22 protein-coding genes are annotated in these 26985 nt (G+C 69.1%); 10 read left to right on the top strand and 12 right to left on the bottom strand.

The genetic code is table 11. From position 1 onward, the window contains the following. From AC1RRF_RS07575 to AC1RRF_RS07565, 3 genes are read right to left on the bottom strand one after another with little or no spacing between them, the layout of a single operon-like run. Positions 1-2445, bottom strand: a complete 2445-nt coding sequence (locus AC1RRF_RS07575) for an LPS-assembly protein LptD (protein ID WP_492833818.1) — start codon at positions 2443-2445, stop codon at positions 1-3. A gap of 45 nt (positions 2446-2490) precedes the next feature. Further along, positions 2491-3621 (bottom strand): LPS export ABC transporter permease LptG, encoded by a 1131-nt coding sequence (gene lptG, locus AC1RRF_RS07570; protein ID WP_492833817.1) that lies wholly within the window; start codon positions 3619-3621, stop codon positions 2491-2493. Beyond that, positions 3618-4751 carry an LptF/LptG family permease gene (locus AC1RRF_RS07565; RefSeq protein WP_492833816.1) on the bottom strand — a complete coding sequence of 378 codons (1134 nt, stop codon included), beginning with the start codon at positions 4749-4751 and terminating at the stop codon, positions 3618-3620. Before AC1RRF_RS07565 ends, lptG begins: the two co-directional genes overlap by 4 nt. 133 nt (positions 4752-4884) lie before the next feature. Between AC1RRF_RS07565 and AC1RRF_RS07560 the strand changes: the two genes are divergently transcribed. From AC1RRF_RS07560 to AC1RRF_RS07535, 6 genes are all read left to right on the top strand, one after another. Next, positions 4885-6360 carry a leucyl aminopeptidase gene (locus tag AC1RRF_RS07560; protein ID WP_492833815.1) on the top strand — a complete coding sequence of 492 codons (1476 nt, stop codon included), beginning with the start codon at positions 4885-4887 and terminating at the stop codon, positions 6358-6360. Positions 6361-6482: 122 nt separating this feature from the next. Next, the gene (locus AC1RRF_RS07555) at positions 6483-6941 is read left to right on the top strand and encodes a DNA polymerase III subunit chi (RefSeq protein WP_492833814.1); all 459 of its coding nucleotides are present in this window, start codon (positions 6483-6485) and stop codon (positions 6939-6941) included. After that, positions 6899-7258: a hypothetical protein gene (locus AC1RRF_RS07550; protein ID WP_492833813.1), complete on the top strand. Its 360-nt coding sequence runs from the start codon at positions 6899-6901 to the stop codon at positions 7256-7258. The genes AC1RRF_RS07555 and AC1RRF_RS07550 overlap by 43 nt, the downstream gene beginning before the upstream one ends. Positions 7259-7284: 26 nt before the next feature. Beyond that, entirely contained in the window at positions 7285-7575 is a 291-nt protein-coding gene (locus tag AC1RRF_RS07545; RefSeq protein ID WP_492833812.1) for an I78 family peptidase inhibitor, read from the top strand. Beyond that, a complete protein-coding gene (locus tag AC1RRF_RS07540; protein ID WP_492833811.1) occupies positions 7566-7841 on the top strand; it encodes a peptidase inhibitor I78 in 276 nt (91 codons plus the stop codon). Before AC1RRF_RS07545 ends, AC1RRF_RS07540 begins: the two co-directional genes overlap by 10 nt. A gap of 68 nt (positions 7842-7909) precedes the next feature. Next, positions 7910-9607, top strand: a complete 1698-nt coding sequence (locus AC1RRF_RS07535) for a hypothetical protein (protein ID WP_492833810.1) — start codon at positions 7910-7912, stop codon at positions 9605-9607. A gap of 3 nt (positions 9608-9610) precedes the next feature. Here the strand turns inward: AC1RRF_RS07535 and AC1RRF_RS07530 are convergent, their stop codons facing one another. From AC1RRF_RS07530 to AC1RRF_RS07520, 3 genes are all read right to left on the bottom strand, one after another. Then, positions 9611-10399: a DsbA family protein gene (locus AC1RRF_RS07530; RefSeq protein ID WP_492833809.1), complete on the bottom strand. Its 789-nt coding sequence runs from the start codon at positions 10397-10399 to the stop codon at positions 9611-9613. 22 nt (positions 10400-10421) lie between these two features. Next, positions 10422-11831, bottom strand: coding sequence for a M48 family metalloprotease (locus tag AC1RRF_RS07525; RefSeq protein WP_492833808.1), 1410 nt, complete (start codon positions 11829-11831; stop codon positions 10422-10424). Positions 11832-11895: 64 nt separating this feature from the next. Then, positions 11896-14574, bottom strand: coding sequence for an Rne/Rng family ribonuclease (locus AC1RRF_RS07520; RefSeq protein WP_492833807.1), 2679 nt, complete (start codon positions 14572-14574; stop codon positions 11896-11898). A 522-nt stretch (positions 14575-15096) separates the two neighbouring features. On the opposite strand from AC1RRF_RS07520, the gene AC1RRF_RS07515 reads away from it, so the two are divergent. After that, on the top strand, positions 15097-16260 hold the full coding sequence (locus AC1RRF_RS07515; protein ID WP_492833806.1) for an N-acetylmuramoyl-L-alanine amidase family protein: 1164 nt from the start codon (positions 15097-15099) through the stop codon (positions 16258-16260). 22 nt (positions 16261-16282) lie between these two features. Here the strand turns inward: AC1RRF_RS07515 and AC1RRF_RS07510 are convergent, their stop codons facing one another. Together AC1RRF_RS07510 and AC1RRF_RS07505 are read right to left on the bottom strand one after the other, a co-directional pair. Then, a complete protein-coding gene (locus tag AC1RRF_RS07510; protein ID WP_492833805.1) occupies positions 16283-17659 on the bottom strand; it encodes a S41 family peptidase in 1377 nt (458 codons plus the stop codon). A 156-nt stretch (positions 17660-17815) separates the two neighbouring features. Continuing rightward, entirely contained in the window at positions 17816-18595 is a 780-nt protein-coding gene (locus AC1RRF_RS07505; RefSeq protein WP_492833804.1) for a helix-turn-helix domain-containing protein, read from the bottom strand. Positions 18596-18726: 131 nt separating this feature from the next. On the opposite strand from AC1RRF_RS07505, the gene AC1RRF_RS07500 reads away from it, so the two are divergent. The 3 genes from AC1RRF_RS07500 to prfB all read left to right on the top strand — a co-directional run bounded on the left by AC1RRF_RS07500 (position 18727) and on the right by prfB (position 23146). Beyond that, complete coding sequence (locus AC1RRF_RS07500; RefSeq protein ID WP_492833803.1) at positions 18727-19461, top strand: exonuclease domain-containing protein; 735 nt, start codon at positions 18727-18729, stop codon at positions 19459-19461. Between the two features lie 9 nt (positions 19462-19470). Continuing rightward, positions 19471-21921, top strand: a complete 2451-nt coding sequence (locus AC1RRF_RS07495) for a penicillin-binding protein 1A (protein WP_492833802.1) — start codon at positions 19471-19473, stop codon at positions 21919-21921. A gap of 102 nt (positions 21922-22023) precedes the next feature. Next, a protein-coding gene (prfB, locus tag AC1RRF_RS07490) for a peptide chain release factor 2 (RefSeq protein ID WP_492833801.1) occupies positions 22024-23146 on the top strand; the annotation gives its coding sequence in 2 pieces (ribosomal slippage) (positions 22024-22092 and positions 22094-23146; 1122 coding nt in all). 54 nt (positions 23147-23200) lie between these two features. On the opposite strand, the gene AC1RRF_RS07485 is transcribed toward prfB, so the two are convergent. The 4 genes from AC1RRF_RS07485 to tyrS form a co-directional block, all read right to left on the bottom strand. Continuing rightward, positions 23201-23749, bottom strand: a complete 549-nt coding sequence (locus tag AC1RRF_RS07485) for a bactofilin family protein (protein ID WP_492833800.1) — start codon at positions 23747-23749, stop codon at positions 23201-23203. Next, positions 23733-24884, bottom strand: coding sequence for a M23 family metallopeptidase (locus AC1RRF_RS07480; protein ID WP_492833799.1), 1152 nt, complete (start codon positions 24882-24884; stop codon positions 23733-23735). Before AC1RRF_RS07480 ends, AC1RRF_RS07485 begins: the two co-directional genes overlap by 17 nt. A gap of 197 nt (positions 24885-25081) precedes the next feature. Then, positions 25082-25549 carry a peroxiredoxin gene (locus AC1RRF_RS07475; RefSeq protein WP_492833798.1) on the bottom strand — a complete coding sequence of 156 codons (468 nt, stop codon included), beginning with the start codon at positions 25547-25549 and terminating at the stop codon, positions 25082-25084. Continuing rightward, positions 25549-26805, bottom strand: coding sequence for a tyrosine--tRNA ligase (gene tyrS / locus AC1RRF_RS07470; protein ID WP_492833797.1), 1257 nt, complete (start codon positions 26803-26805; stop codon positions 25549-25551). Before tyrS ends, AC1RRF_RS07475 begins: the two co-directional genes overlap by 1 nt. Positions 26806-26985 lie beyond the last annotated feature (180 nt).

Raw genomic sequence — 26985 nt, 5'->3', positions numbered from 1 at the left:
TCAGCGCCCGTCGCCCTGTCCATAACCTGTACCGCCGAAAGTGGCGAGGTTTAGGCGGATATAGATGCCCTCGGACGGCCCGCTGGGGCGAACACTCGTGTTGTCCCGGCGCCATCCGATCTCAAAACGGAAGCAATCGTCGTCGAACAGCAGGCCGACTTCGGAGCGGGTGATGATGTCGCGCTCAAGATCGGCCACGCCCGCGGCGGCTATGCCCCAGTTGCCGTAGATGAACTGCTGTCCCGCGACCTGAACGAATTCGTAGTTCCGGTTCTCGGGTCCGGCGAGCGGGTTGGAGCGGTCGACGACGTAGCTCAGCGTTCCCTGGTTGCGCAGTCCCCAGCGCCCGTCGACGGCCAGTTCGGCGCGGCGGATGTCGCCCGAGGAATCGACGGTGGCGTGGCCCCAGCCGCGAATGCGGTCCGAGGGCGAGAAGCTGCCCTGCACGACCCAGTCCGAGGTATCGGCCGACAGGCCGGTGGGATCATAGAGTCGGGTCGGGGCGTCCGGCACCGGAACCAGGAAGCCGGTCTGCTCGCCGTCCCGGAAGCTGCGTCCGACGAACAGGCTGGCCTGACGGCTGTCGCCCCAGCGCAAGGTGGCCTTGGCGCCCGTGGTCAGGCGCAGGCCGCCTTCCACCAGGTCGTAGCCGGGGAAGCGGTCGATCCGGAACAGCGAGCTTTCATCCAGCTCCACCGTCCCGCTGTCCTCGTTGGGGATGCGGACATCGAGGTCGGGATCGGTCGACATCGACAGCTGGGCCATCGGCTCGAGGATCAGGTCGGCGCCCGGACTGATGCGGCGGATCAGCGGATAGGAGACATCCAGCCCCACGGTGGCGCGGGTGCGGCTGATGGTGTCGCTCTCGATCCCCAGCGCCGGCGGCAGGTCGCTGACCGAATAGACATCGGCGCGCACATCGATGAAGGGCTCCCAACGCAGGCCCATCGGCGAAATCAGGGTCCGGCGCCATTCGGCCTGACCGGAGATCCGGCGACTGTCCACGCCGGGATACCCGGTGGTCGGGCCGGCCGGGATGACGCCGGGGCGCAGGACCGGGCTGCCGATATAGTCGTCACGCGACAGGGACACGGCCGAACCGCGCAGACGCAGACGCCCGCCCAGCACCGGCCCGTTGGGCTCCCACCGGGCCTCGATCAGCGGCGCCACATAGGGAAGGTCGCCGTCGCTCTCGAACACGTTGAGCGCCGGCGTGATCGGGCTGAATTCCTTCACCCGCAGGCTCTGGATCGAGAAGGCGGCGATCGACAGATAGGACCGCTCGGTCTGATGCTCGGCGTAGATCTGCGAGATCAGACGGCGCTCGTCGCCGTAGTAGAGACCATTGTCCTGATAGGGCGAGCGGACGTCGTAGCGGTCGAACAGGGTCTTGTCCGAGGTGCGCTCGGCCGTGAAGCCCCAACGCCAGGGGCCCGCCGGGTCGAATGCGCCGTAGCCCAAGAAATAGCTGCGGCTGGTCAGGTCGCCGAAGCGGACATCGTTCTCGACGATCCCGTCGCCGTCGAGGTCGAAGTTGCCGAAATTGCGCTCGTAGGTATAGCCGCCGCGCAGCACGAGCATGCCGTCCGCGAAGCGGCGGCGCCATTGCAGGTTCACGAACGGCGCGACGTCGGTGTTGAACTGGGGGCTGATCAGCCAGTCTTCGGACGGCGAGATGACCTGCAGATAGGGAACCTCGACGCTGACGCCCCGGCCTTCGTCATAGCTGGGAATCGGGACCAGGAAGCCAGAGGCGCGATCGACCGTGGGGTCGGGGTGCGAAAAGACGGGCAGGTAGAAGACCGGCACTCCGCCGATCCGGAACACGGCATTGCGATACAGGATGGCGCGCAGGCCTTCGTCCTGGACGACCTTTTCGGCCTGGATCGAAATGCTGGGCTGTTTGGTGTTCCCCTCGGCGTCGCAGATCGGGCAGGGGGTGAAGATGGCGTAGTTGAGCTCGTTGACGTTCTGGCTGCGCCGCACCGCCGTGGCCGCCATCAGGCTGGCTCCGTTGCGGAAGCGGCTGGCGAAATCGACGGCGACGCCGGCGCGCAGGTCCGAATCCATCTGCAGCTGGCTGGCGTAGACCACGTTGCCGGCGGGGTCGGTGAACTCGACGCGGTCGCGTGCGCCGGCGACGCCGAGCTTCAGATCGTAGCTGAGCTCGCCCGCCCGCACGGTGGTGTTACGGAACCGGGCCAGGACCCGCTGTTCGCCGCCGGTGGCGGTGATGACGTCGCCGGTCCGCGTGGTCGAATCGGCCTCGAGGTAGATGGCGTCAGGAACCAGGCCGTCGGGGCCGGGTTGCTGGACCGGCTGCGGGGCGGGGGCCTGCTGGGCGAAGGCCGCGCCGCCCGAGGCGGCCAGCGCTACCGCGCCCGCCCCGGCGAGGAGCCGGCGGCGCAGGACTGCGGTACGGGGCCAGCGGCGGTCACGCTGCATGCAAGCTCACTTCAGAAAAGGCCGGGCAGGGGGGCGACGGATCGCTTAGCCGTCCTCGGTATAGAACAGCAAGGTGAAGGCGGCGAGCGCCGTGAGCAAAGGCGGCAGCCAGGCGGCCAGCCACGGCGGGATGACCTCGGCCGAACCGAACGCCGAAGCGGCCTGGTTGATGAAGAAGAAGCCGAAGCCCAGCACGACGGCGGCGGCGCTCATCCGAGCCAGATCGCCCAGCCGCATCAGCCTCAGCGAGAAGGCGGCGGCGAGAATCGACATGGCCGCGAACATCAGCGGCGTCGCCAGAAGCTGTTGCAGGCGCAGGTCATAGGCGGTCGCCGAGAAGCCCGCGTTCTTGACCCGGGCGATCTGGGCGGGAAGGGACCAGAAGGGCGTCGACTGCGGGCGGGCGAAGCGCTCGAACGCCTCTTCGTCGGCCAGGCTGGAAGGCAGGTCGAGGGTGGCGTAGCGCACGGCGCGCTGGCCGATCTGCGCCCCGACCGCATCGATCAGGCGCCAGCGTCCGGCGCTGAGCGAGGCGGAGGCGGCGTCGATTCGTTCGGAGAAGCTGCGCAGGCCCTCGCCGTCGTTGGTGTAGATGAAGAAGGTCACGCCCAGCAGGCGGCCGCCCGCGCGGTCCTGCCGGTCGGCGCGGATGACCATCTGGCGGCTGTCGTCGCCTTCGCGAATCCAGACGGCTTCGGGCGCGCTCGATCCGGCGACGGATCCGGACAGGCGGCCGCGTTCGCGCTGGAACAGGCCGTCGGCGGCCGAGGCCGCGGGGCCGAGCGCCGTCACCGTCAGGACGCCGAACAGGAAGGCCGCGCCCGCCGCGGGCAGGACGAAGCGCCAGGCGGACACCCCGGCCGCCCGCATGGCGATCAGCTCGCTGCGCCGGTTCAGGCCGACGAAGGCCGCCAGGGTGCCGAACAGGAAGACGAAGGGCAGCAGCTGGATGATCACCTGCGGCGACTTCAGCAGCATCAGTCCGAGGATGCGCAGGCCTGACAGATCCACATCGGACCCGACGCCGCGCGAGATCTCGACGAAATCGATCAGCATGATCAGGGCCGCGATGACCCCCAGTGCGATGGCCAGGGCGCGGGCCTGCTGGACCAGGATGTAGCGTTCGATGCGGCCGAGGCGCAGCCAGGGCGCGCGCAGGGAGGTGCGACTGGTCATGCGAACCTCGCCTTCAGCCGGTCCAGCATCGGCCAGCGGCGCCGACGGCGCGGCTTGAGCGCGCGGAACAGGACGCGAAGGGCGATGGCGGTGGCGAGGATGGGCAGAAGATACTGCAGAATGTTGAGCCAGCCGTTCCAGGCGCTGGCGGCGACGATGCCGTAGCCGATGATGCGGACGATCAGGAAGGCCGCGGCGGCCTTGGCGATGCGCAGGCCGTAGCCGGTGCGGCTGAACGAACCGCCCATCAGCGCGGCCAACGCCATGGCCATGGCGGCCAGCGCATACAGCGGGGCGGACAGGCGGGAATGCCCTTCGGCGGCCAGCTGTCCCGCGGAGCCGACCCGTTCGAGATCACGTGGAGACGGATTGAAGAGTTGCGGCAGATAGAGGTCGGAGGCCTTGTACCGGACGGTCTCGTTCACATCGATGTATTGCGCCAGCGGCAGGTCCTGACGGCCGAACGACAGATATTCCAGCACCCCCCGCGACGAGAAGCGCTGCCACGACCCGTTCAGCAGGGTCAGGTAGGGCTGGCCGTCGATGCGGCTGAAGCGGGCCTCGGCCGCGTCCCAGGTCGTGGTCTTGTCGCCGTCCTGGACATAGACGAACAGGTTCTTGAGCAATCCGTTCTGCTCGATCTGCTGCACATAGACGGTCAGGCCCTTGGGCCCCTGGACGAAGCGGCCTTCCTCGACCAGCAGGGCGGCCAGGTCGGTGCGGACGGCGAAGGTCTCGTTGCGCGCCTGCCGTTGCGCCCAGGGCTGGGCCACCGTGGTGATGAACAAGGTCAGCAGGGCGGCGATGACCGCCAGCCGCACCGCCGGTCGGATCGCCTGCCAGCGCGTCACGCCCGACGCGAAGACGGCGGTCAGCTCCTGTTCGCGTTGCAGGCGGGTAAGGGCCGTCAGGGCGCCGACGAACAGGCCGATGGGAATGATGACGGCCAGCAGCTGGGGCAGCGCCAGCAAGGTCAGCTTGACCATCACCCAGACGCTCTGGCCGCGTTCGACGATGAACTCCAGCTGGTCGAGGCTCTGGCTAAGAATGCCGATTCCGGCCAGCGCGGCGCACGCAGCCAACACGGGGCGGCCGATCTGCCGGAAAAGGTAGCCTTGGATCAACGTCATAAGGGAACGGAAATCGCCCGTTGCAGCCGGCGGCGAGGGAGAGCATCTAATACACACCCGTTTGCGCCGGTGAAACCGCGCGAACAATCCCACTCGCACAAGACCGGGGCGTACATCCCGGCGGGAGCAGTAAATGAAGATCGAATTCGTCGCCTCGGCCGACTCCGCCGAGGTTTTGGCCGTTCTCGTCCATGACGGGCGCGCGTTCGCGGGCAATGGCCAAGCTGTGGATAACGCCACATCCGGCGCCCTGACGAAGGCCATGAAGGCCAGCCGCTTCACCGGCGGATCGAACAGCACCCTGATCGTCGCCGCCCCCGCGGGCGTGAGCGCCGGGACCATCGTCCTGACGGGCGCGGGCGATGCCGCCAAGTTCGATGACCTCGCGCTGGAAGCCGCCGCCGGCGCCGCCTACCACGCGGTGAAGCTGTCGGGCGCGGCCTCGATCACCATCGACGTCAGCCACCTGTCGGCCGATCAGGCCGCCCGCGCCGCCTTCGCCGCCCGTCTGGCCAGCTATCGGTTCCTGAAATACCGCACCACGCTGAAGCCCGAGAAGACGCCGTCGATCGAGACCATCAAGATCGTCACCGCCGACAAGAAGGCCGCAAAAGCCGCCTACGAGACCTATTCGGCCGTGGCCGACGCGGTCGAGTTCTCGCGCGATCTCGTCGCCGAGCCGGCCAACGTCCTGTACCCGGAAGAATACGCCAAGCGCGTCAAGGCGCTGGAGAAGCTGGGCCTCGAGGTCGAGATCCTCGGCGAGAAGGAACTCGAGAAGCTGGGCTTCCGCACCCTGCTGGCCGTGGGCCAGGGCAGCGTGCGTGACAGCCAGGTCGTCATCATGAAGTGGAACGGCGGCAAGAAGAGCGAACAGCCGATCGCCTTCGTCGGCAAGGGCGTCTGCTTCGACACCGGCGGCATTTCGCTCAAGCCGGCCGACGGCATGGAAGACATGAAGTGGGACATGGGCGGCTCGGCCGCCGTGGTCGGCCTCATGCACGCGCTGGCCGGCCGCAAGGCCAAGGTCAACGCCGTCGGCGTCATCGGCCTGGTCGAGAACATGCCTGACGGCAACGCCCAGCGTCCGGGCGACGTGGTCGTGTCGCTGTCGGGTCAGACGGTCGAGGTGCTGAACACCGACGCCGAGGGCCGCCTCGTTCTGGCGGACTGCCTCTGGTACACCCAGGAGCGCTTCAAGCCGAAATTCATGCTGGACCTGGCCACCCTGACGGGCGCGATGATCGTGGCCCTGGGCCTGGAGTACGCGGGCGTCTTCTCCAATTCGGATGAGCTGGCCGACAACTTCCTGGCGGCCGGTCCCAAGGTCGGCGAGAACGCCTGGCGGATGCCGATCCCGGCCTTCTACGAGCGTCACATCGACACTCCGATCGCCGATGTGAAGAACACCGGCAATGGCCGCGCCGGCGGCTCGATCACCGCCGCCCTGTTCCTGCAGCGCTTCACCAACGGCACGCCCTGGGCGCACATCGACATCGCCCCGACCGCCTGGGTCAAGGACAGCCGCAACCCGACCGTGCCGGACGGCGCCGTGGGCTGGGGCGTGCGCACGCTCGACCGGATGGTGAAGGACTCCTACGAGTCCTGATCCTCGCCGTGACCCTTCCCTGGCGACGGGGAGGGGGCGCTGGGCGCTGAATTCTCTTCAAACTCGATGACCCCGTCCGCTGTCACTGGATAAGCGGGCGGGGTTTCGTCATTCTGGCCGACATGACCACGGGTCCCGAAATCTGGTTCTACCACCTCGAGCGGTCGAGCCTGGGGCAGGTGCTGCCCGGGCTGCTGGAGAAGACGCGCGAGCGGGGCTGGAAGGCCGTCGTGCGCGCATCCAGCCCCGGCTTGCTGGACGACATGGACGATCACCTGTGGACCTATCGGGACGACAGCTTCCTGGCCCACGGCCGAGCGTCCGAGCCGAACGCGGACCGGCAGCCGGTGATCCTGACCGAATCGCTGGAGAACCCCAACGCCGCTCAGGCGCTGTTCATCCTGGACGGCGCAGAGCTTGGCGATACGAAGGGCCTGGAACGATGCTTCATCATCTTCGACGGACGCGACGAGGCGTCGCTGACCGGCGCGCGGGGGCGATGGAAGGCGTTGAAGGACGCCGGGGCCAACCTGGCCTATTGGAAACAGTCGCCAGAGGGGCGCTGGGAAAAGGCGGCCTGATCGCCTTCACCGTGCTGGCGGCCTGTGGCTCGACGCCCCCCGGCGACGTTCCGGCGGCGCGCGCGGTCGAGGCGGCGCAGCTGAACCAGCCGGTCGGCAGCCGCAATCCGCAGAACCCCACCGCCGACCTGTGCCGTGCCGGCGATCTGCAGTATCTTGTCGGCAAGCCGAAGACGGACATTCCCGTCCCGGTGGACGTGGTGAACCGGCGCGTGACCTGCACCACCTGTCCGGTGACCGAGGACTTCTCGCCTTACCGCCTGAACATCTTCTTCAACGAGCGGACCCAGATCGTCGAACAGGTCCGTTGCGGCTGAACCGAATTTCCAAGGGAGAGACGCCGATGAGAATCCTGATGCTGAGCCTGGCCGCCGCCGGACTGCTGTCCGCCTGCGCGCCGACCAGCGGGAGCGACCCCGCGACCCCGCCGATGGACGGTCCGCGCGCCTGCAAGGCCGACCAGTACCAGCGCCTGGTGGGCACCAACCGGTCGCAGCTGCCGGCGGCTCCGGCGGGCGAGACCTGGCGCGTGACCTGCACCACCTGTCCGATGACCATGGACTACAACCCGAGCCGCCTGAACATCACGTTCGATCAGGCCAGCGGCGTGATCCGCGAGGTCAAATGCGGCTGATCGCGGCGGCCGCAGCCGTCACCCTGCTGGCCGGAGCCTGCGCTCCGGTCACGCCGCCCACCGGACCCGGCGCCCCGCAGCGCTGCGACGCCGCCAATGCGCGCTCGCTGATCGGCAGCCACGTCGGCGCGGTGGACTTCGCGGCGGGCGCCAATGTGCGGATCGTCTGCACCACATGTCCGACCACGCGCGATCTCCGCCCCGACCGGCTGAACATCCGGTTCGATCAGGAGACGGGGATCATCAAGAGCGTCGACTGCGGCTAGCCGGCTCTCCCGCCCGGCTTGGCGAAGCCTGTTCGACCCGTCAGGATGCGTGGAACGGGGAGACGACCATGAAGCGCATTCTGCTGGCCGGCGCGACGCTGGGCGCGATGATGTTCGGCCCGGCGGCGGTGGCCGACGCGACCGCGGACAGGGCGGCGCGCGACGCCATCGAACGGCCGCAGGTCTGCGGACCGGCGACCTCGGCCCTGTCCGGCACGCCGGTGGCCGACATGGTCATGGTCGACGGCTTCGGGACCGGCGGTTTCACCATCGAGACGGCCAACCCCGAGGCCCAGGCCTGGTTCAATCATGGCGTCCGCCTGCGCTGGGCGTTCGAACACAAGGAATCGGCGCGGGCCTTCAGGAAGGCGCGGCTGCTGGATCCCGCCTGCGCCATGTGCGCCTGGGGCGAGGCCTGGGCGCTGGGCCCCAACCTGAACGGCGGCGGCAATGACGACGAGAGCCAGGCGGCGGCGCTGAAGGCCGCGCGCGACGCCCGCCGCATGGCCCGCCGCGCCACCCCCATGCAGCGCCAGATGATCGACGCCCTGGTGCAGCGTTACTCGGGCGCCAAGGCCACCCGCGAGCGCCGCTTCGCCCAGGCGATGGACCGCATCGCCCGGCGCAATCCGCAGGACGTCACCGTCGCGGCCATCACCGCCGACGCCTGGATGCTGAAGGCCGACCGCTGGTGGGACGACGACGGCAAGGCCGCCGATCCGGCCATCACCCGCGCCCTGGGCATCCTGGAGCAGACGCTGGCCTTCGCGCCCGACGATCCCGGCGCCATCCACCTCTATATCCATCTGACCGAGTGGTCGGACGATCCGCACAAGGCCATTCCTTACGGCGAGCGCTTGGCCGCCCTGGCGCCGGGCGCCAGCCATCTGGTGCACATGCCGTCGCACACCTTCTACCGGGTGGGTCGCTACCGCGACGCCATGATGTCGAACGTCAACGCCGTGGCGCTGGACCGGCGCTATGACGGGCTGGCGCGACCGCCGGGCGGCGTGCCGGGCATGCCGCTGCACGGGCACAACATCCACTTCGGCATGGGCGGCGCCCTGATGGCGGGCGGGGGCGAGCAGGGGCTGCTTCTGGCCGACTGGTTCCTGGCCACCTATCCGGACATCGAGGCGACCAATGTCTGGCGTCAGATCGTGGCCAACAACGCCTACGCCATCTACGGCCGCTTCGGGACGGCGGAGCAGGTGGCGGCGCTCAAGGAGCCGGGCGCCGACCACCCGATGCTGCGCGTCAGCTGGCGCTACGCCCGAGGCGAGGCGGCGGCGCGCGCCGGTGACGCCGCGGCCGTTCGCGCCGAGGCCGAGGCGATCAAGGCGATCCGCGAGGCCGAGGGCTTCCAGGCCGGCCCGATGGCCAAGCGGCGCAACGATTTCACCGAACTGTCCCAGCGGGTGCTGGAAGGCCGGGCCGCCATGCTTGAGGGCAATGCCGACGCCGCCGTGGCGGCCTTCACCCGCGCCGCCCAGATCCAGGGCCAGGACAATGAAGGCGGCGATCCGCCCGCCATCTGGTATCCGACCCGCCGCAGCCTGGCCGCCGCCCTGCTGGCCGACGGCGACGCCGCGGGAGCCAAGGCCAAGGTGCTGGAGCTGCTCGAGGACTGGCCGAACGACCCCTACAGCTATTTCGTGTTGTCGCGGGCCGAGGCCGCGCTGGGCGACACGGCGGCCGCCGCCGAGGCCCTCCGCCGCGCGCAGGTCGAATGGATCGGCGGCGCCATGGACCTGAAGCTGGCCTGAGGTCTAGCGGTTCTTGGCGTCCCGGATCGCCGCTTCCAGGGCGGCCGGCTGGATGCTGGACACCGCGCGCCCGTTGATGATGAAGGTCGGCGTGCCCTCAAGACCCAGGGCCGAGGCGGCCGTGTGGGTGTCGGTCAGGTGCCGGGTCATCTCGGGGCTGGCGATGGCGGCGTGGGCGGCCTCAAGGGTGACGCCGTTGGCGACCATGATGGCGTCCACCGCCTCGGAGGTCAGGTCGCCTTCGGACATCAGGGCGCGGAACACCGGCAGGTATTTGCCCTGGTCATGGGCGGCCTGGGCGGCGCGGGCGGCGTAGTGCGACGGGCCGGCCGGATCGCCGCGGTCCAGGATCGGCCAGTCCTTGAACACGAAGCGCACGTCCGGATGGGCCTGCATCATGCGCAGGACCTCCGGCGCGGTCTGTTTGCAGCCCGGGCAGCGGAAGTCGAAGAACTCGATCACCGTCACCTTGGCGTCGACCGGACCGAACGCGGGATCACGGGCGTCGACGGTCAGCAGGGACGGGCTGGCGGCGGCGCGGCGCGTGATGCTGTCGGCCAGCTGGGTGTCGGATTTGGTCTGCAGGGCGGCGCTCATCTCCTGCAGCATCTCGGGATGCTTCAGCAGATAGCCGCGGATGCGGGCGTCGGAGGCGCCGCCGCCGAAATAGGGGAAGGCCGTCAGCGCCAGGGCCACGACCGAGACCGCCAGGGCCGCTTTTCCGGCGGACAGGCCGCCCAGGAATGGGCGCGGCGCGGGGGTTTCGGCCAGGGGCTCGGGCGTATCGGTCATGCGGTCTTCCGTCAGAAAAGGATCAGCCGGCGGCGGGAACGACGACCGGGCGATTGCGGCTGTTGCGGCGGTCGACGTCATCGACGTCGTCCTGGGTGGCGCCCGAGGCGAAGACGATGTCCATCGCCCGGGTCCATTCGTTGCTGCCCGGCGTCAGCATGTCCCGCGCGCGCAGGGCGAACTGGGTCGCCTGCGTCTTGGCGCCGAGGGCGAAATACATCTCGGCCGAGGCCAGGCGGGCCTCGCCCTCCTTGCCCTGGCTGGCATAGGCCTGGGACAGCAGGCGCCAACCCATGGAGTTGTCGTTCTCCAGCGCGGTGGCGCGCTTCAGCTGGTCGACGGCGAGGTCGATCTGGGCCGGGTCCCGCGTCTCCAGCATGGCGTGAGCCAGGTTGATGCGGAGCAGGGGGGCGTCGGGCTTCAGATCGACGGAGCGCTGGTGGGCGCCGATGGCCTCGGCCGGGCGGCCTTCCTCGAACAGGATCTGGCCCTTCAGTTCCCAGAAATAGGGGTTCTGGGGCTGTTCGGTCAGCAGGACGTCGACCGCGGTCAAAGCTTTCTCGGTCTGGCCGTCGCGGTACCAGGCGATGGCGCGGGCGTAGCGGCCCGGCAGACTTTCGTCGGTTTCGGGATAGGCGCGCAGGGTCGTGTTGGGCGCATCCATGAAGGCGTGGATCTTGGCCAGGATCAGGGCGTGCTGGGCCACGCGCTCAGGACTGTCCTGATGCCCGTAGTGAGGCTGTTCGGCGACCAGTCGGCGCAGGTTCTCGATCCGGTCGGACGACAGGGGGTGGCTGCGGAAATAGGGATAGCGGCGGGCGTCGGAGAAGACTTCCTGCGACCGGAAATTCTCAAAGAAGGTCAGCAGGCCTCGACCCGACTCGCCGGCCCGTTCCAGCGCGCGGGCGCCGGTGTTGTCGGCCTCGCCTTCCTGGTGGGTCATGTAGCGCAGGGCGCTGAGGGTGCCGAAATACTGGCTGTTGCCCAGCAGGACCGCGCCTGCATCCGGCGCGCCGGCGGCGATGGCCAGGGCGCCGAGGGCCATGGTCATCAGCATGGGCTGCATGCCCGCGTTCTGGGCGCCGTCACGCAGGGTGTGGCGGTTCTTCACGTGCCCGGCTTCGTGCGCGATCACGCCCAGCAACTCATTGGCGTTGCGGGTGCGCAGGATCAGGCCGGTGTTGACGCCGATGATCCGTCCGCGCGTGGCGAAGGCGTTCAGGTCGTTCTCGTTGATCAGCAGGATCTCGACCTCGTCCGGCTCCAGCCCCATGGCCGTGAACACGGGGGCGGACCAGTCGTGGATGATCGCCTCGATCTCGGTGTCGCGGATGGCGCTCTGGGCCGCGGCGGGCGAGGCCGCCGTCAGCATGAAGCCGACGGCGGTCGCAGCGCCGATCAGGCGGGCGGCGTTTCGGGACAGCCAGGACATGGCGAACTCCTCAAGACCCGGACGCCCCCGTCCGTTGTGATGCTCACAATCTAATCGCGGCCTTTCAGCGGCGCCACCATCCACGCTTGGGCTTTTCGGGCGGCGCGGCGATCTGGGCGGGATCTTCCGCGATCAGAGCGGCCACATCGACCTCGGGCTTGGGCGGTTCGACGCGTTCGACGACCGGGGCCGGAACCGGCTCCGGCGCGGCGACCGGCTCGGGCGTGGCGACCGGCGCGTCCGGCTCGACGTCCAGAACGGCGGGCTCGCCTTCCGGCTCGGCCTCGTTCGGCTCGACGGTCGAGACCGGCGCGACGTCCGAATGCTCGGTGGCCGAGGCGGACACTTTGCGGCGCACGCGGCGGCGCTTGGGCTCTTCTGGGATGGCGACCGGCGCGGCCTCGGCCTCGATCTCGGCGTCCGGGATGATCACGGCCGACGGGGTGTCGGGCGAGCCGTCGGCGGGCATGCCTTCATTGGTGGCGCGGGTTTCGACCTTCACCTCGTGGGTCAGGCCGGCCTCGGAACCACGATCCCGGCCGCGACCGCGACCGCGGCGACGACGCGAACGTCCGCCGCGTTCGCCGCCGATTTCGCCCTCGGGACGCTCACCGACCACTTCGTCGACGTCGGAGGCCTCGGTTTCAGCGCCCGAATCCTCGCTGCGCGGCGCGCGTTCGGGGTTGATCGGGTCGAACCAGACATAGGGGTCGTCCAGCGACGGGGTGCGGCCGCGGACCCAGAAGAATGAGTCGCGCTCGGCGGCGGCGCCGCCTTCCTCGCGCATCCGGCGACCGCCGCGGCGGCCACGGCGGCGGCGGCGTCCGCCTTCGCCATCGTCCTCATCATCGGCCAGGGCGACCGGCGCGCCGTCTTCGGCGTCAGCGGCGGCGGGGGCGTCGGTCTCGTCACGGCGACCGCCGCGGCGACGGCGGCCACGGCCACGACCGCGCTCGCCGTCATGACGCTCGGCGCGCTCGCGCGGCTCGTCGTCGTCGCTGTCCTCGCGGTCCAGGTCCTCGGCGTCGTCATCGTCCTCGATGATCTCGTCGTCGTCCTCGTCCTCATCGGCATAGGCGCTGTCGTCGAAGTCGTCGTCCAGGTCGATGAACGGCTCGGCGCCTTCCGGCGGCGAGAAGTCCTCGTTGGTCTCGGTCCGCTCGATCGTGCTTTCGCCCTGGCCGAGGGTGTCGTCGATCAGGATGACCACGTTCAGGCCGCGCTGGATCAGCAGGCTCTGCAGATAGTCTCGCTTGTGATTCAGGATGTAGAGGGCGACCGCGGTGCAGACGCGCAGGTTCACCGCGCCCGCACCGTTCTTGCCGGCCTCGATGTCGACGGCGCGCAGGGTGACCAGCGCGGCGCTCTCGGCCGAGCGGATGCGGCCGGCGCCCTGGCAGTGCGGGCAGACTTCAGTGGCGCCTTCGATCACGCCCAGGCGGCGGCGCTGGCGACTGATCTCCATCAGGCCGAAGCCCGAGATGCGGCCCATCTGGATACGGGCGCGGTCCTTGGCCAGCGCGTCCTTCAGAACCTTCTCGACGGCGCGGTTGTTCTTGGACTCCTCCATATCGATGAAGTCGATGACGATCAGGCCGGCGAGGTCACGCAGGCGCAGCTGGCGGGCGGCCTCGGCGGCGGCCTCCATGTTCGTCTTGAAGGCGGTGGCCTCGACGTTGCGCTCCTTGGTGGCGCGACCTGAGTTGACGTCGATGGCGACCAGCGCCTCGGTCTGGTTGATCACCAGATAGCCGCCCGACTTCAGCGGCACGGTCGGCTGGTGGATCTGGGTCAGCATCTCCTCGATGCCGTTCGAGGCGAACAGCGGACGCGAGCCCTGGTACAGGTGCACCTTCTTGGCCTGCGAGGGCATCAGCACCCGCATGAAGTCACGGGCTTCCTTGAAGCCCTGCACGCCCTCGACCTGGATGCCGTCGAAGTCCTTGTCGAACATGTCGCGCACGGCGCGGCGGACGAGGTTTTCTTCCTCGTAGATCAGGGCCGGGGCGTTGGAGGCCAGCGTTGTCTCGCGGATCGTCTCCCAGAGGCGCAGTAGGTACTCATAATCGCGCTTGATCTCGGCCTTGGTGCGCTTGGCGCCGGCGGTGCGGATGATCAAGCCCATGCCCTGCGGCACGTGCAGGGCGGCCGCGGCGGCCTTCAGGCGCTTGCGGTCCGACGCCTGGGTGATCTTGCGGCTGATGCCGCCGCCCTTGCCGGTGTTGGGCATGAGCACGCAGTAGCGGCCGGCCAGCGACAGCCAGGTGGTCAGGGCCGCGCCCTTGCCGCCGCGCTCGTCCTTGACGACCTGCACCAGCAGGATCTGACGGCGCTTGATGACGTCCTGGATCTTGTAGCGGCGCATCAGGCGACGCTTCAGGCGCTCCTCGTCGGCCAGACCGCCCTCGTGGTCGCCGTCGTCGCTGTCGCGGCCCAGGTCGTCGTGGTCGTCATCGTCCGAGTGGGCCTCGGCCATGATGGCTTCACGGTCGGCGACCGGGATCTGGTAGTAGTCGGGGTGGATCTCGTTGAAGGCCAGGAAGCCGTGGCGGTTGCCGCCGTACTCGACGAACGCCGCCTGCAGGCTGGGCTCTACGCGGGTGACCTTGGCGAGATAGATATTGCCCCGAAGCTGACGCTTCGAGCGGGATTCAAAGTCGAATTCCTCGACTTGGCGGCCCTCGACGATCGCGACGCGCGTTTCTTCCGCGTGCGCCGCGTCGATCAACATGGTCTTTGACATCAGTAGTCTCTCTCTGGCGCGCTCGGGCCGGTCCGGTCAGCGCGTGGCTGAGGGACGCGGCGGCTCGCCGAATGGGTAGGGGGAGGGGGGCGCAGGCAGGCGCAGCCTCGTCGCCACGGCGAACGCCGCGGGCGAAGTCGGTCGATGCTGACCGGAGGTTGAGGCTGGCGTATGCGCCCATGGGTCGGTTCGGTCCTGGACCCTTCCGCGCCTGTTTATAAGGCGGCGATGCGGATCCGGTTCGTCGGGTCGTCGGCGCCTTGTGGCCGGGCGACCCTCGGATTCAGTGAAAGCAGCGCTGTGAGGAGGGCGCATCCCGGTTCCGTCAAACGGGGGGACGCGATCATTTCGCCAGCGCACAGAGCATAGTCACTGGAAATGTGAATTAAAAGCGGACTTCGCCTTAACCCGTTGGCGACGACGTTCGTGCATGATCACGGCAACCATAATGGTGGGTTGTTCGTCGCAATGGGCGCTTTCGCGCGTATCAGGCTGTCGCAGTGGGGCGTTCGCGAGTGGACGATGACGGCGCTCGCCTTCGTCGTCTTCTGCGCCGCCGTGCTGGTCGCCGGGCGCGGCCTGGCCTCGGGCGCGGTGGGTGAAGTGATGCGCGTCCGCTTCGGCGGCGACGCCGAACGCACCCGCGTCGTCGTGGATCTGGACCGCACCTCACGCGGCGAGGTGATCCGGCCGGGCGCCGACGGGCGGGTGATCGTGGCCCTGTCGGGCGTGGCGCCGCAGCGCGGCCTGTCCGGGACCGGCGTGGGTTTGGTGCGCGGCTATCGCGTGGCGGGCTCGGGCGCCTCCTCGCGCGTCGAGCTGGACCTGGCGGTCAGCGCCGAGATCGAACGCCGCTTCCTGCTGCCGCCGGGCGACGGGGTGCAGCACTATCGCTACGTCATCGACCTGAAGGCCACCGGTCGGGCCCCGACCGCGCCGCGCCGCTCCGCTCCCGCCGCGCCGCGTCCGGCCGAGCGCCCCCTGATCTTCATCGACGCCGGGCACGGCGGCCGCGATCCCGGCGCGCGCGGCGCGCATGCCGAGGAAGCTGACGTCACCCTGGCCGCCGCCCTGGCTCTGAAGCAGGAGCTGGAGCGCTCGGGCCGCTATCGGGTGCGCATGACCCGCGACACCGATGTCTATGTGGGCCTGACCCGCCGGGTGGCCATCGCCCGTCAGGCGGGGGCGGACCTCTTCATCTCCCTGCACGCCGACGCCCTGGCCGATCCGGCCACGCGCGGGGCCAGCGTCTACACCCTGTCGGAACAGGGCGCGGGCCGGGCCGTGCGCGAGATCACCCGCGACGAGAACTGGCACCGCAGCCTGAACCTGCCGGGCCGCGACGCCTCGGTGGACCGCATCCTGCTGGACATGACCCAGCGCGCCACCCAGAACCGCTCGGCCGTCCTGGCCCGCACCCTGCTGACCGAGATCGAGAACGCGGACCGTCCTCTGCTGCGCCGCAGCCACCGCGACGCCGGCCTGGCCGTGCTGCTGGCCCCCGACGTGCCCGCCGTCCTGCTGGAGATGGGCTACATCACCAATCCCGAGGATGAGCGGCTGCTGACCGACGTCCGGGCGCGCCGCCGCCTGATGCGCGCCGTGGCGGCGGGCATCGACGCCTATTTCGCCGCCCCGACCGGCGCGCTGCAGGTCGCCTCGACCAGCGAGTCAGGCCAGCCGTAACGCGCTTCCATGGGCGCTGACCCTAGCCGACCTCCCGTGCGATCACGTCGAGCAGACGCGTGGCGCGCGCCCGTCGGCTTTCCCCCTCCGTCGGCCTGACGGCGATGTCGGGCCGAACGCCGGCGGCTTCATCGCCGCCGTCCGCTCTCAGGCGAACGCAGGTGGGGAAGCTGAACGTCAGGTGGGTGGCGGGCAGCGTGATCTTTCCGTCAGGCCCCATCGCGCCGCATCCGGCGCCGACGGTTTCGACCCCGACCAGACGGGCGGCGCCGTTGTTCTGGAGGGTCGCGGCGAACATCTCGGCCGAAGAGCCCGTCTTGCCGTCCATAAGGACATAGAGAGGACCGGACCAGGCGCCCCAGCTGTCCTGCACCTCGATCGACCACGACAACCGTCGCGCGATGCGCGGTTGAGGAATGAGGGTCGGATCGAGACTGTCCACGGGACCGCCCGCGGTTCCGATCTGAACCAGATCGCTGCAGGCTCCGCGGGGAGCCCAATCGTGCTGCTCGCGCCAGACCCATGACAGGTCACAGCCTGTGGAAGGGGCCGTGTTCACACCCCCCAGCTGCGCGCGGACCTGCGACAGAAGCTGCGCCCCTGCGGCGTCGGGATTCAGGCTCAGGCCGTAATCGACCTGTTCCAGCTGCTCCGCCAGATAGCTTTCGGCCGCCGGCCCCTTCTTGATGAGCAGGGGCGACGACCGGATGACCCGGTCGGTGAACAGGCGCGTCGCCATGTCGCCGGAGTCGTCGCCGCCGCCGTTGCCGCCGATATCGACGAGAACGGCGTCCACGCGTCGATCCTTGAACCCCCGCAGCAGCACGGCGAGTTCACGGTACCAGGCCTCGGCCACGGCCCGTTCCAGGGCGTTCTGGTTGACGTCTCCGCCGTCGTCCACGCCTTCGGCCGTCCAGCTCTGGCGGCACAGGGACGGGAAGCTGGTCATCGAGAAGCTCGGAATCCGGACGACGCCGATCCGACGCGCGCCCACGGTCATGATCCCGGAACGGAACGGGCGGCTTTCTCCATCCGTCTCCGGCGTGAAGCCGGAAAGCGTCTCGATGGGCAGGGAGTACTGGGGCTGGGCGCCGCCGTACCCCAGGGCCAGGCAGGCGTCGCTGGCCTTGTCGCTCGCCTTCAGGTCCGGCCGCTCGGGCTCCGGGCTCTCTCCCGAGGCCGGTTCCAGGGCGCGCCCCACGAAATGGGCGTCCTGGAAGGCGGCCTGAAACGCCAGCAGCGCCGCGCGGGCTTGCGCGTCGGTTTCCGCCTGCTGCAGGGCCGCGATCGTCCGACGGTCCAGCGCGGGCAGGTCTCGGCCGCCCTGGGGCGAGGCGAACCACGAGAGGTTGGCGTAGTGCGCCTCCAGCTCGGTCTTGAGCGCCCGGTAGTCGGCCATCCACGGTTCCCGATCGACCGGCGCCGGGGCCGCTGCACCGAGCAGGAGGAGGGCTGCTGAACCGCAAAGCAGGGACAGACGGAAGGGCATGGGAGGCCTCTGGGATGAACAAACGTCCCCGATCTAGCGGGCCCGCCCCCAGGTCGTATTGAACGCCTAGGGACGAATTGAACGCAGGGACGGAAGCGCTTTCGTGCGCCTGAAAGCGCCGGGCGTCAGACCGTAGGCGGCCTTGAACATCCGCGTCAGGTGCGCCTGGTCGCAGAAGCCGCAGTCCAGGGCGATGGCGCTGATTCCGGCTTCGTCCGCCGCCAGCATCCGCGCGGCGTCCTCGAGCCGGCAGCGACGCGCCAGGTCGGCGAGCGACAGGCGGTAGTGGGTCCTGACCGCCGGCTCGATGTCCTCCGGTCTGCACCCGACGGCGCGAGCCACGTCGTCGACGGTGAAGGCCTGGCGCGAATGGGTTCGAACGTAGTCGTGCACAGCCGCCAGCCAGCGGGGCGCCCGATCCTGCGCGACGGTGGATCGCGCGAAAATCGTGACGGCCTCAAGGGCCAGGGCTTCGAGAGCCAGCGCGCTGAAGCGGTCGTCGCGGCGCAGTTCGGCCGCCATTCGCCGACCCAGGGTCGAGAAATGCTCGCCGGCCCGGAACGAGGCCGCGGAGAGGTCGAACGCCTCGCCCAGGAAGTCCAGGCAATCCGCGGTCGGCGTGATCTGGGCCTGACGGGCGCCTGCGTCGGCGAAGGCCTGGGCGTGTTCCTCGTGCGCGGGGCAGAAGAGCATGTGGCCCGCTTCGTGGTTGGAGCCGCGACCCTGAATGTGTTCATGATACCGGCCGCCGACGATCAGGCTGAGGCTGGCGTGTTTGTGGGCATGCCGTTCTATGCGGCTATGCGGCTGATAATCGACCAGCTTCACTACGCTGAACCAGGCCATGGGTCCCCGAAACGTGTTTGATCGATCCCGCGACAGTCCGCCTAACTCCGCCCGATCCGGGTAGGCGTCAAGCGGGCGCGATCAATGCGCTCCAACTCGCGCGCCGTTCGCCAATCCCCTATCTAGATCCCATGCGCTTGCGTGTCGTGGATCTGGAAACCTCCGGCGGAGACCGGACCGCCGAAATCATCGAGGTCGGCGTCGTCGACGTCGTGCCGGACGGGGACGGCTGGAAGGCCCTGCCGCCTGTGACCCGGCTGTTCCGGCCGCGCGGCGAGATCTCGGTGCACGCCATGGCGGTGCATCACATCACCCCCGACGACTTCGGCCCGGACGACCCGCACTGCGACGAGTACGCCCTGCGCGCGATGTTTGCCGAACCGGCGGACGTCATGGTGGCCCATGCGGCCAATTTCGAGCGCGGTTTCATCGCCGACACGGCCCACGGCGGCCTGCCGTGGATCTGCACCGTGCGCTCGGCCAAGGCGGTCTGGCCCCAGGCGCCGGGCCATTCTAACCAGGTGCTGCGCTATTGGCGGCAGCTGAAGCTGGATCCGGCGCTGGCCAATCCGGCCCACCGGGCGGGGCCGGACGCCTGGGTGACGGCGCATCTGCTGATCGATCTGCTGAAGGAGGCGACGGTCGAACAGATGATCCAGTGGACGCGAGAACCCCGTCGGCTGGACAAGATTCCGTTCGGCAAGCATCGCGGCAGCCGCTGGACCGACGCTCCCGCCGACTATCTGCGCTGGATGGCCGGGCAGTCCGATATGGACGCCGATGTCGTGGCCGCCGCGCGACAGGAACTGGAGCGTCGCACCACGGCGGCGACGGGTGCTCTGGCGAACGTGACCGACGCGGGCTAAAGCGGTTTCATGCCGCAGTCGCGCTTTCCGAACATCAAGGGCGTCAAGATCGCCGAACGCTGGTTCGTCCTGGCGGGGGTGGCCCTTCTGGGCGCCATCACCCTCGCGGGCCTGATCGTCACGGTCTACGCCGCCTGGCTGTTCCACGACCTGCCCGACGCGTCCGAACTGGCGGACTACCGTCCCGCCACGGCGACCCGGGTCTATGCGGGCGACGGCACCCTGATCGGCGAGTTCTCGGACGAGCGGCGCATCTATGTGCCTTATGAGCAGATCCCTCTGCCGGTGATCCAGGCCTTCCTGTCGGCCGAGGACAGCCGCTTCTTTGAGCACGGCGGCATCGATGTGTCGGGCTTGGGCCGGGCGATGTTCAAGAACGTCTTCAACGCGGCCACCGGGCGGCGTCTGGAGGGTGGTTCGACCATCACCCAGCAGGTCGCCAAGAACGTCCTGCTGACCAACGAATCCAGCCTGAACCGCAAGGTGAAGGAGGCGATCCTGGCCAACCGCCTCGAGGCGACCCTGTCCAAGCAGCAGATCCTCGAACTGTACCTGAACGAGATCTTCCTCGGCTATCGCTCGTACGGCGTGGCCGCGGCCGCCTACAACTATTTCGGCAAGTCGCTGGATCAGCTCACGCCGGACGAGGCGGCCTTCCTGGCCTCCCTGCCCAAGGGGCCGAACAACTACCATCCCAAGCGCCACCCCGGCGCGGCCAAGGGCCGCCGCGACTGGGTGCTGGGCGAGATGGGCGACAACGGCTTCCTGACGCCGGAGCAGGTGACGGCCGCCCGCGCCCGTCCGCTGGTCGCCCAGGACGCGCCGCGCCGGGCCCAGTACGCCGACGCCGACTTCTTCGTCGAGGAGGCGCGCCGTCAGGCCATCCGCCGCTTCGGCGCCGAGGAGGTCAACCGCGGCGGCTATTATCTGCGCACCACTCTGGATCCCAAGCTGCAGTCGGCGGCGCGCGACGCCCTGATGAAGGGGTTGGAGAACTACGACCGCCGCCACGGCTGGCGCGGCGCCTGGGGCACGACCGATTTCGCCGAAGGCTGGCAGCGCACGGCCCTGGCCGGCACCCGTCCGCCCGAGCGTCGGGAATGGGAAGCCGCCGCCGTCGAGAACGTGGCCGGCAACAGCGTGCGCATCCGCAGCGCCAAGGACGATCGCACCGGCTATCTGCTGACCGGCGACGCGGCCTGGGCCAACGCCAACCGCCCGCTGAAGCGCGGTGACCTGATCTTCGTCGAACGCCAAGGCGGGCAGTACGCCCTCAAGCAGGTCCCCCGCGTGAACGGAGCCCTGGTGGCCATCGAGCCGCAGTCGGGCCGCGTGCTGGCCATGGTCGGCGGCTATTCCTACGCCCTGTCCAGCTTCAACCGGGCGACCCAGGCCAAGCGCCAGCCGGGTTCGGCCTTCAAGCCCTTCGTCTATGCGACGGCGCTGGAGGGCGACTACACCCCGGTCTCGATCGTGCTGGACGCGCCGATCAGCTTCGCGGGCGGCCCCAACGGCACCCGCTGGAGCCCCGAGAACTATAGCCGGCAGTATTATGGCCCGCAGTCGCTGCGCCGGGGGCTGGAGCTGTCGCGCAACGTCATGACCGTGCGCCTGGCGCAGGACATCGGCATGACGAACGTCGTCGCGCTGGCCGAGAAGATGGGCGTGGCCGACGACCTTCAGCCCAACCTGTCGGTGTCGCTGGGGGCAGGGGAGACCACGCCCTACAACCTGACCGCCGCCTACGCCGCCTTCGTCAACGGCGGGCGTCGGGTCAATCCCTACCTGATCGAGCTGGTCCAGAACCGGGACGGCGAGACCATCTTCCGCGCCGACGACCGCCGCTGCCGTGAATGCGGACGGGCGTTCAGCGGGCAGGAATCGCCGCGGCTGGAGGCGCGGGGCGAACAGGTCATCGACCCGATCACGGCCTATCAGATGAGCTCCATGCTCGAAGGCGTGGTCCAGCGCGGCACCGCCGCCGGCGCCCGCGGCCTGGGCCGCTGGGTCGGCGGCAAGACCGGCACCACCAATGAGTACCGCTCGGCCTGGTTCGTCGGCTTCTCGTCGGACATCGTGGTCGGCGTCTTCATCGGCTTCGACGACAACCGGCCGCTGGGCTCGGGCGAGACAGGCGCGACCGGTCCGGTGCCGGTGTTCACCGACTTCATGCAGGTGGCCCTGCGCGAGCGTCCGGCCCGGCCCTTCGTACGGCCCAAGAACGCCATCTTCCGCACCGTCAACGGCATCGAGGAAGCCTTCCGTCCCGGCACGGAGCGCCGCCGCGAGGAGGAACAGGCTCCGGCTCAGGAAATCCCGCTCGGTCCGCAGAACTACAACGAGGTGCTGCGCCGCGAGCAGGAGGAGGCCGCCGGCCTGCCGGCGCCCACGACACCCCAGACCACCACCCCGCCGCCGCCCAAGAAGGAACCGGCGCAGGATCTGGATGGGCTGTACTGAGGCAGCAGGCGGCCTGCGCCGCCTAATCCCCACTGCCTCTCTTCCCCTTTCCCCCGGCGCGCTCTATGTCCGCGCCTCACTTTTGTATCGCAGGAGATTGCGATGAGACCGGATGTCGAGGCCATGAAGGCCGACATCGAGCAGAGCATCGCTCTGCTCAGGAGGCGTCTTTGACTGGGATGTCGCGCTTCGAAAGCTCGATGAGCTGAACGCCCGCGTCGAGGATCCGACGCTGTGGGACAATCCCGAACAGGCCCAGGCCGTCAGCCGTGATCGCTCGCGCCTGGAAGCCCAGATCAACACCGTCCGCGAGATGGAGCAGGGCCTCGAGGACGGGGTCATGCTGGCCGACATGGCCGACGAGGAAGGCGACGAGGCCGCCCTGGACGGCGCGCGCGCCGATCTGAAGGCGATCAAGGACCGCGCCGCCCGCGCCGAGCTGGAGGCCCTGCTGTCCGGCGAGGCCGACGGCAACGACGCCTATCTGGAAGTGAACTCCGGCGCCGGCGGCACCGAGTCCAACGACTGGGCCGGCATGCTGCTGCGCATGTACAGCCGCTGGGCCCGCGCCCACGGCTACGAAGTCGAGATCGAGGCCGAGGAATCGGGCGAACAGGCCGGCATCAAATCGGCCACCATCCTGATCACCGGGCCGAACGCCTACGGCTGGCTGAAGTCGGAATCGGGCGTGCACCGTCTGGTCCGCATCAGCCCCTATGACGCCGCCGCCAAGCGCCACACCAGCTTCGCCTCGATCGGGGTGTCGCCGGTGGTGGACGACGCCATCGAGATCGACATCAATCCGTCGGACGTGCGCACCGACACCTACCGCGCCTCGGGCGCGGGCGGTCAGCACATCAACAAGACCGACTCCGCCGTCCGCCTGACCCACATCCCGACCAATACGGTCGTCGCCTGTCAGGCCGGTCGCTCGCAGCACCAGAACCGTGAACAGGCCTGGAAGATGCTGCGCGCCCGCCTGTACGAGCTGGAGCTGCAGAAGCGCGAGGCCGCGGCCCAGGCGCTGGCCGACGCCAAGACCGACATCGGCTGGGGCCACCAGATCCGCTCGTACGTGCTGCAGCCGTACCAGATGGTGAAGGACCTGCGGACCAACGTCGAAACCTCGGACACGCAGGGGGTGCTGGACGGGGACCTCGACGACTTCATGGGGGCCGCGCTGGCGGCTCGCGTGGGCGAGACGCGGGGTTCGACGGTCGAATAACAAAAGGCCCCGGAGCGATCCGGGGCCTTTCTTCTTATCGAGCCTTCAGGCGTTTCAGGCGGCCGGCGGCTTCATGTCGATGATGTGCGGCGCCGGCTCGATCGGGCGCGGGGCCGGAGCCGGGGCGGTGGCCTGCGGGGCTTCGCGGCGGCCTTGCAGGACGCGGCCCTGGAAGTAGGCGCCGATGTCGATCGACAGCTGTTCGGCCGTGATGTCGCCGTCCACATAGGCGGTGGCGATCAGCTTGACCTGCTTGCCCGAGACGGCGCCGACGACGCGGCCGCGCACCTCGACATAGTCGGCGGCGACATTGCCTTCGACCGCGCCGGTCTCGCCGACGATCAGACGGCCGACCTTCACGTCGCCCTTCACCTGGCCGTCGATCTGCAGGTCGCCGGCCCCGCCGACATTGCCTTCGAACTGCAGGTCCGACGACAGGGTCGACAGGCCGCGCGACGCGACGGCCGGAGCGGCGGCGCGCGGCGCGGCGGTCGCGGCGGCCGAACCGCCCGGTGCGGGCAGATCGGGCAACGGCGGAATGGAGGAGCCGCTGTCAGAACGCGACTGGGGCTGCGGGGCGGGGGATTTAGTCTTGTTGAACAAGTTGGTCTCCGGCTCTCATGAAGCGGGCTGGGTTTTGCGGGCGGCCGTTCATCCACACCTCATAGTGCAGGTGAACGCCGGTGGAGCGTCCTGTCGTTCCCATGGCGCCGATGCGTTGGCCGAGCGGGATACGCTGGCCCGCTTGCACGGCCATGGAGTTCAGATGGGCGAAACGGGTCTTGAAACCGCGACCGTGGTCTATCTCAACGACGTTGCCATACCCTGAACGGATGCCGACAAAAGACACGATTCCGGGAGCGGTGGCGTAGACGGGGCTGTTCAGGGGGGCGGCGAAATCCTGACCCTGGTGCAGGGCAGGGCGGCCGTTGAACGGATCGAAGCGGACGCCGTAGCCCGAGGTGGTCCGCGCGCCGGTCGGACGGCGGAGCGGCAGGCCCTGGGCCGCGTCGGCCAGCTGGCGCATGTCGGACAGGTTGTCGGCGGCCTTGCGGATGCGGACGGCGAAGGCCTCGTCCACGTCCAGCACGGCGCCCAGCGCGCGGGGATCGCTTGCGTCGACCAGCGGTCCGCCCAAGGCGGCGTTGTGCGGGGCGTAGGCGGCGGGATTCAGGCCGGCGAGGCGGAAGGCCAGGCGCAGGCGCTCGGCGCGGGTGCTGGCCACGCTCTCGGCGCGGGCGATCAGCCGTTCCTGGTCCATGCGCACGGCGATCATGCGCTGGACGGGGGTGTTGCGGTCGGCGTTCAGGGCCGGGGCGGGTGCGAGGGCGGCCGGGGCCCCCTCGACGCCGCGGAACATGGTCATGACCCGGGTCAGGGCGGCATGACGGCGTTCGACCATCTCGGCCATTTCGTCGAGCGAGCCCGTGGTGGCGGTCATGCGCACCACGGCGCTGTCCAGACGGGCCTGCAGGTCGGCGTTCAGTCGCTGGGCCTCGGCGCGGCTGCGGGCCACGGTGCGGTCGGCGTTGCTCTGGCGGACCATGTCGAGGGCGAAGCCGCCCGAGGCGACCAGGAACCAGCCGCCGATCAGGACGGCGCCGGCAGCGGCCATGATCTGGCGGCCGGGCGTCAGCGCCCAGGCTTTCACGTCGTCGCCGTCGCGGAGATAGAGGTAGCGCGTCGGGAACCAGCGCCCGATGAGCGACCGTCTGACGTCCGTCTCGTGCTCGGCCATACTCAAACGCCCCCACGCCCGGCTGGGTATGAGCCACGACTGGGGGGCGACGGCAAGTCTCTTTACGTCTCGTTAACCACGCCGATGCGTCTTCAGGCGAAGAACGACGGTAATCGCGGCTGCTTTTCGCCTGTGAGGCGTATCCGCGACCTTGGAACGTCCGCCCGAATCTGGGTTTCAGGCCGTTTGATCCGTGGTCAGAGCGACTTTACGGCGGTGAGAACTTCGGCGGCGTGGCCCTTGACCGAAACCTTGCGCCAGACCCGGCGGACGACGCCCTCGCCGTCGATCAGGAAGGTGGCGCGCTCGATGCCCATGTATTCGCGGCCATAGAGCTTCTTCTGGGCCCAGACGCCCCAGCCGAGGGTGACGTCCTCGGGCTCGTCGGAGGCCAGGACGACCTTGAGATCGTACTTGGCCTGGAAACGGGCCAGCTTCTTCACCGGATCACGCGAGACGCCGACGACCACGGCGTTCGCGGCCTCGAAGTCACCGATCAGGGCCGAGAAGTCCTGGCCCTCGGTGGTGCAGCCGGGGGTGTCGGCCTTGGGGTAGAAGTACAGGACCACGGCCTTGCCCTTCAGCCCGGCCAGCGAGACCCGGCCCCCGTCGGCGGTCGCCATGTCAAAGGCCGGGGCCTTCATGCCTTCGGTGATGTCGGTCATCAGACGGGCCTCACCAGGACGATCTTCTTCTTGCCCGCCGCCAGCTTCAGCACGCCGTCGGCATTGATGTCCGAGGCCTCGATCAGGCGGGCGCCGTCGGCGATGGCTTCGTCGTTCAGGCGCAGGCCGCCGCCCTGGGCCAGGCGCCGGGCCTCGCCGTTGGAGGCGGTCAGGCCGGCCTTGGTGGTGACCGCGGCCAGCATGGCGCCGATGACCTCGTCCCGGGCGATCTCGACCGTCGGCAGATCAGCGGACAGCTGACCCTTCTCAAAGGCGCTCTCGGCGGCGGCGCGGGCCGTGGCGGCGGCTTCGGCGCCGTGGAGCATGGTGGTGGCGGCGTCGGCCAGGGCTTTCTTGGCGTCGTTGATCTGGGCGCCCTCGAGGGCTTCGAGCGCGGCGATCTCGTCCAGCGAAAGGTCGGTGAACAGGCGCAGGAACTTGCCCACGTCGGCGTCGTCGGCGTTGCGCCAGAACTGCCAGTAGTCATAGGGGCTCAGTTGGTCGGCGTTCAGCCAGATGGCGCCCTGGGCGGTCTTGCCCATCTTGCCTCCCGAGGCGGTGGTCAGCAGCGGCGTGGTCAGGCCGAAGGCGGCCTTCTGGTCCACGCGGCGGACCAGGTCGACGCCCGAGGTGATGTTCCCCCACTGGTCCGAGCCGCCCATCTGGAGCGTGACGTTGCGGGCGCGGTTCAGCTCCAGGAAGTCCACCGACTGCATCAGCATGTAGTTGAACTCGAGGAAGGTCATCGGCTGCTCGCGTTCGAGGCGCAGCTTGACCGAGTCGAACGCCAGCATCCGGTTCACGGTGAAGTGGGTCCCGAAGTCGCGCAGGAACTGGATGTAGCCGAACTGGGACAGCCATTCGTCATTGTTGACCATGACCGCGTCGGTCGGGCCGTCGCCGAAGGTCAGGAATTTGGCGAAGACCTGCTGGATGCCGTCGATGTTGGCCTGGATGTCGGCGTCGGTCAGTTGCGGGCGCGAGGCGTCCTTGCCGGTCGGATCGCCGACCTTGGTCGTGCCGCCGCCCATGAGAACGACGGGCTTGTGCCCGGCCTGCTGAAGCCGGCGCAGCATCATGATCTGGATCAGGCTGCCGACGTGCAGCGAGGGGGCGGTGGCGTCGAAGCCGATGTAGGCCGTCACCACGCCGCTCGACGCCGCCTCGTCCAGTTCGACGGGGTGGGTGATCTGGTGGATGTAGCCGCGCGCCTGAAGCGTGCGCAGGAAGTTGGACTTGAAGGACTGATCGCTCATGGAGGCTCCGTTAGCAGGGAAGCCGGCGAGCGTCTCGGGAGGATTGCGCGCCGGGGAGGGCGGCGCAGGGGTTCGCTGGCCGCTCGTCAGATCGAGGGGCGGTAATACAGGCCGGTGCGGGTGGCGCGGGCGAACATGGGGCCAGCTAAGGCGAAGGTGCTGCGCGGGTCAAGCGTTTGA

The sequence above is a fragment of the Brevundimonas sp. GW821-FHT12C05 genome (genome assembly GCF_058807475.1).
This window is presented reverse-complemented; position numbering and strand designations above follow the sequence as displayed.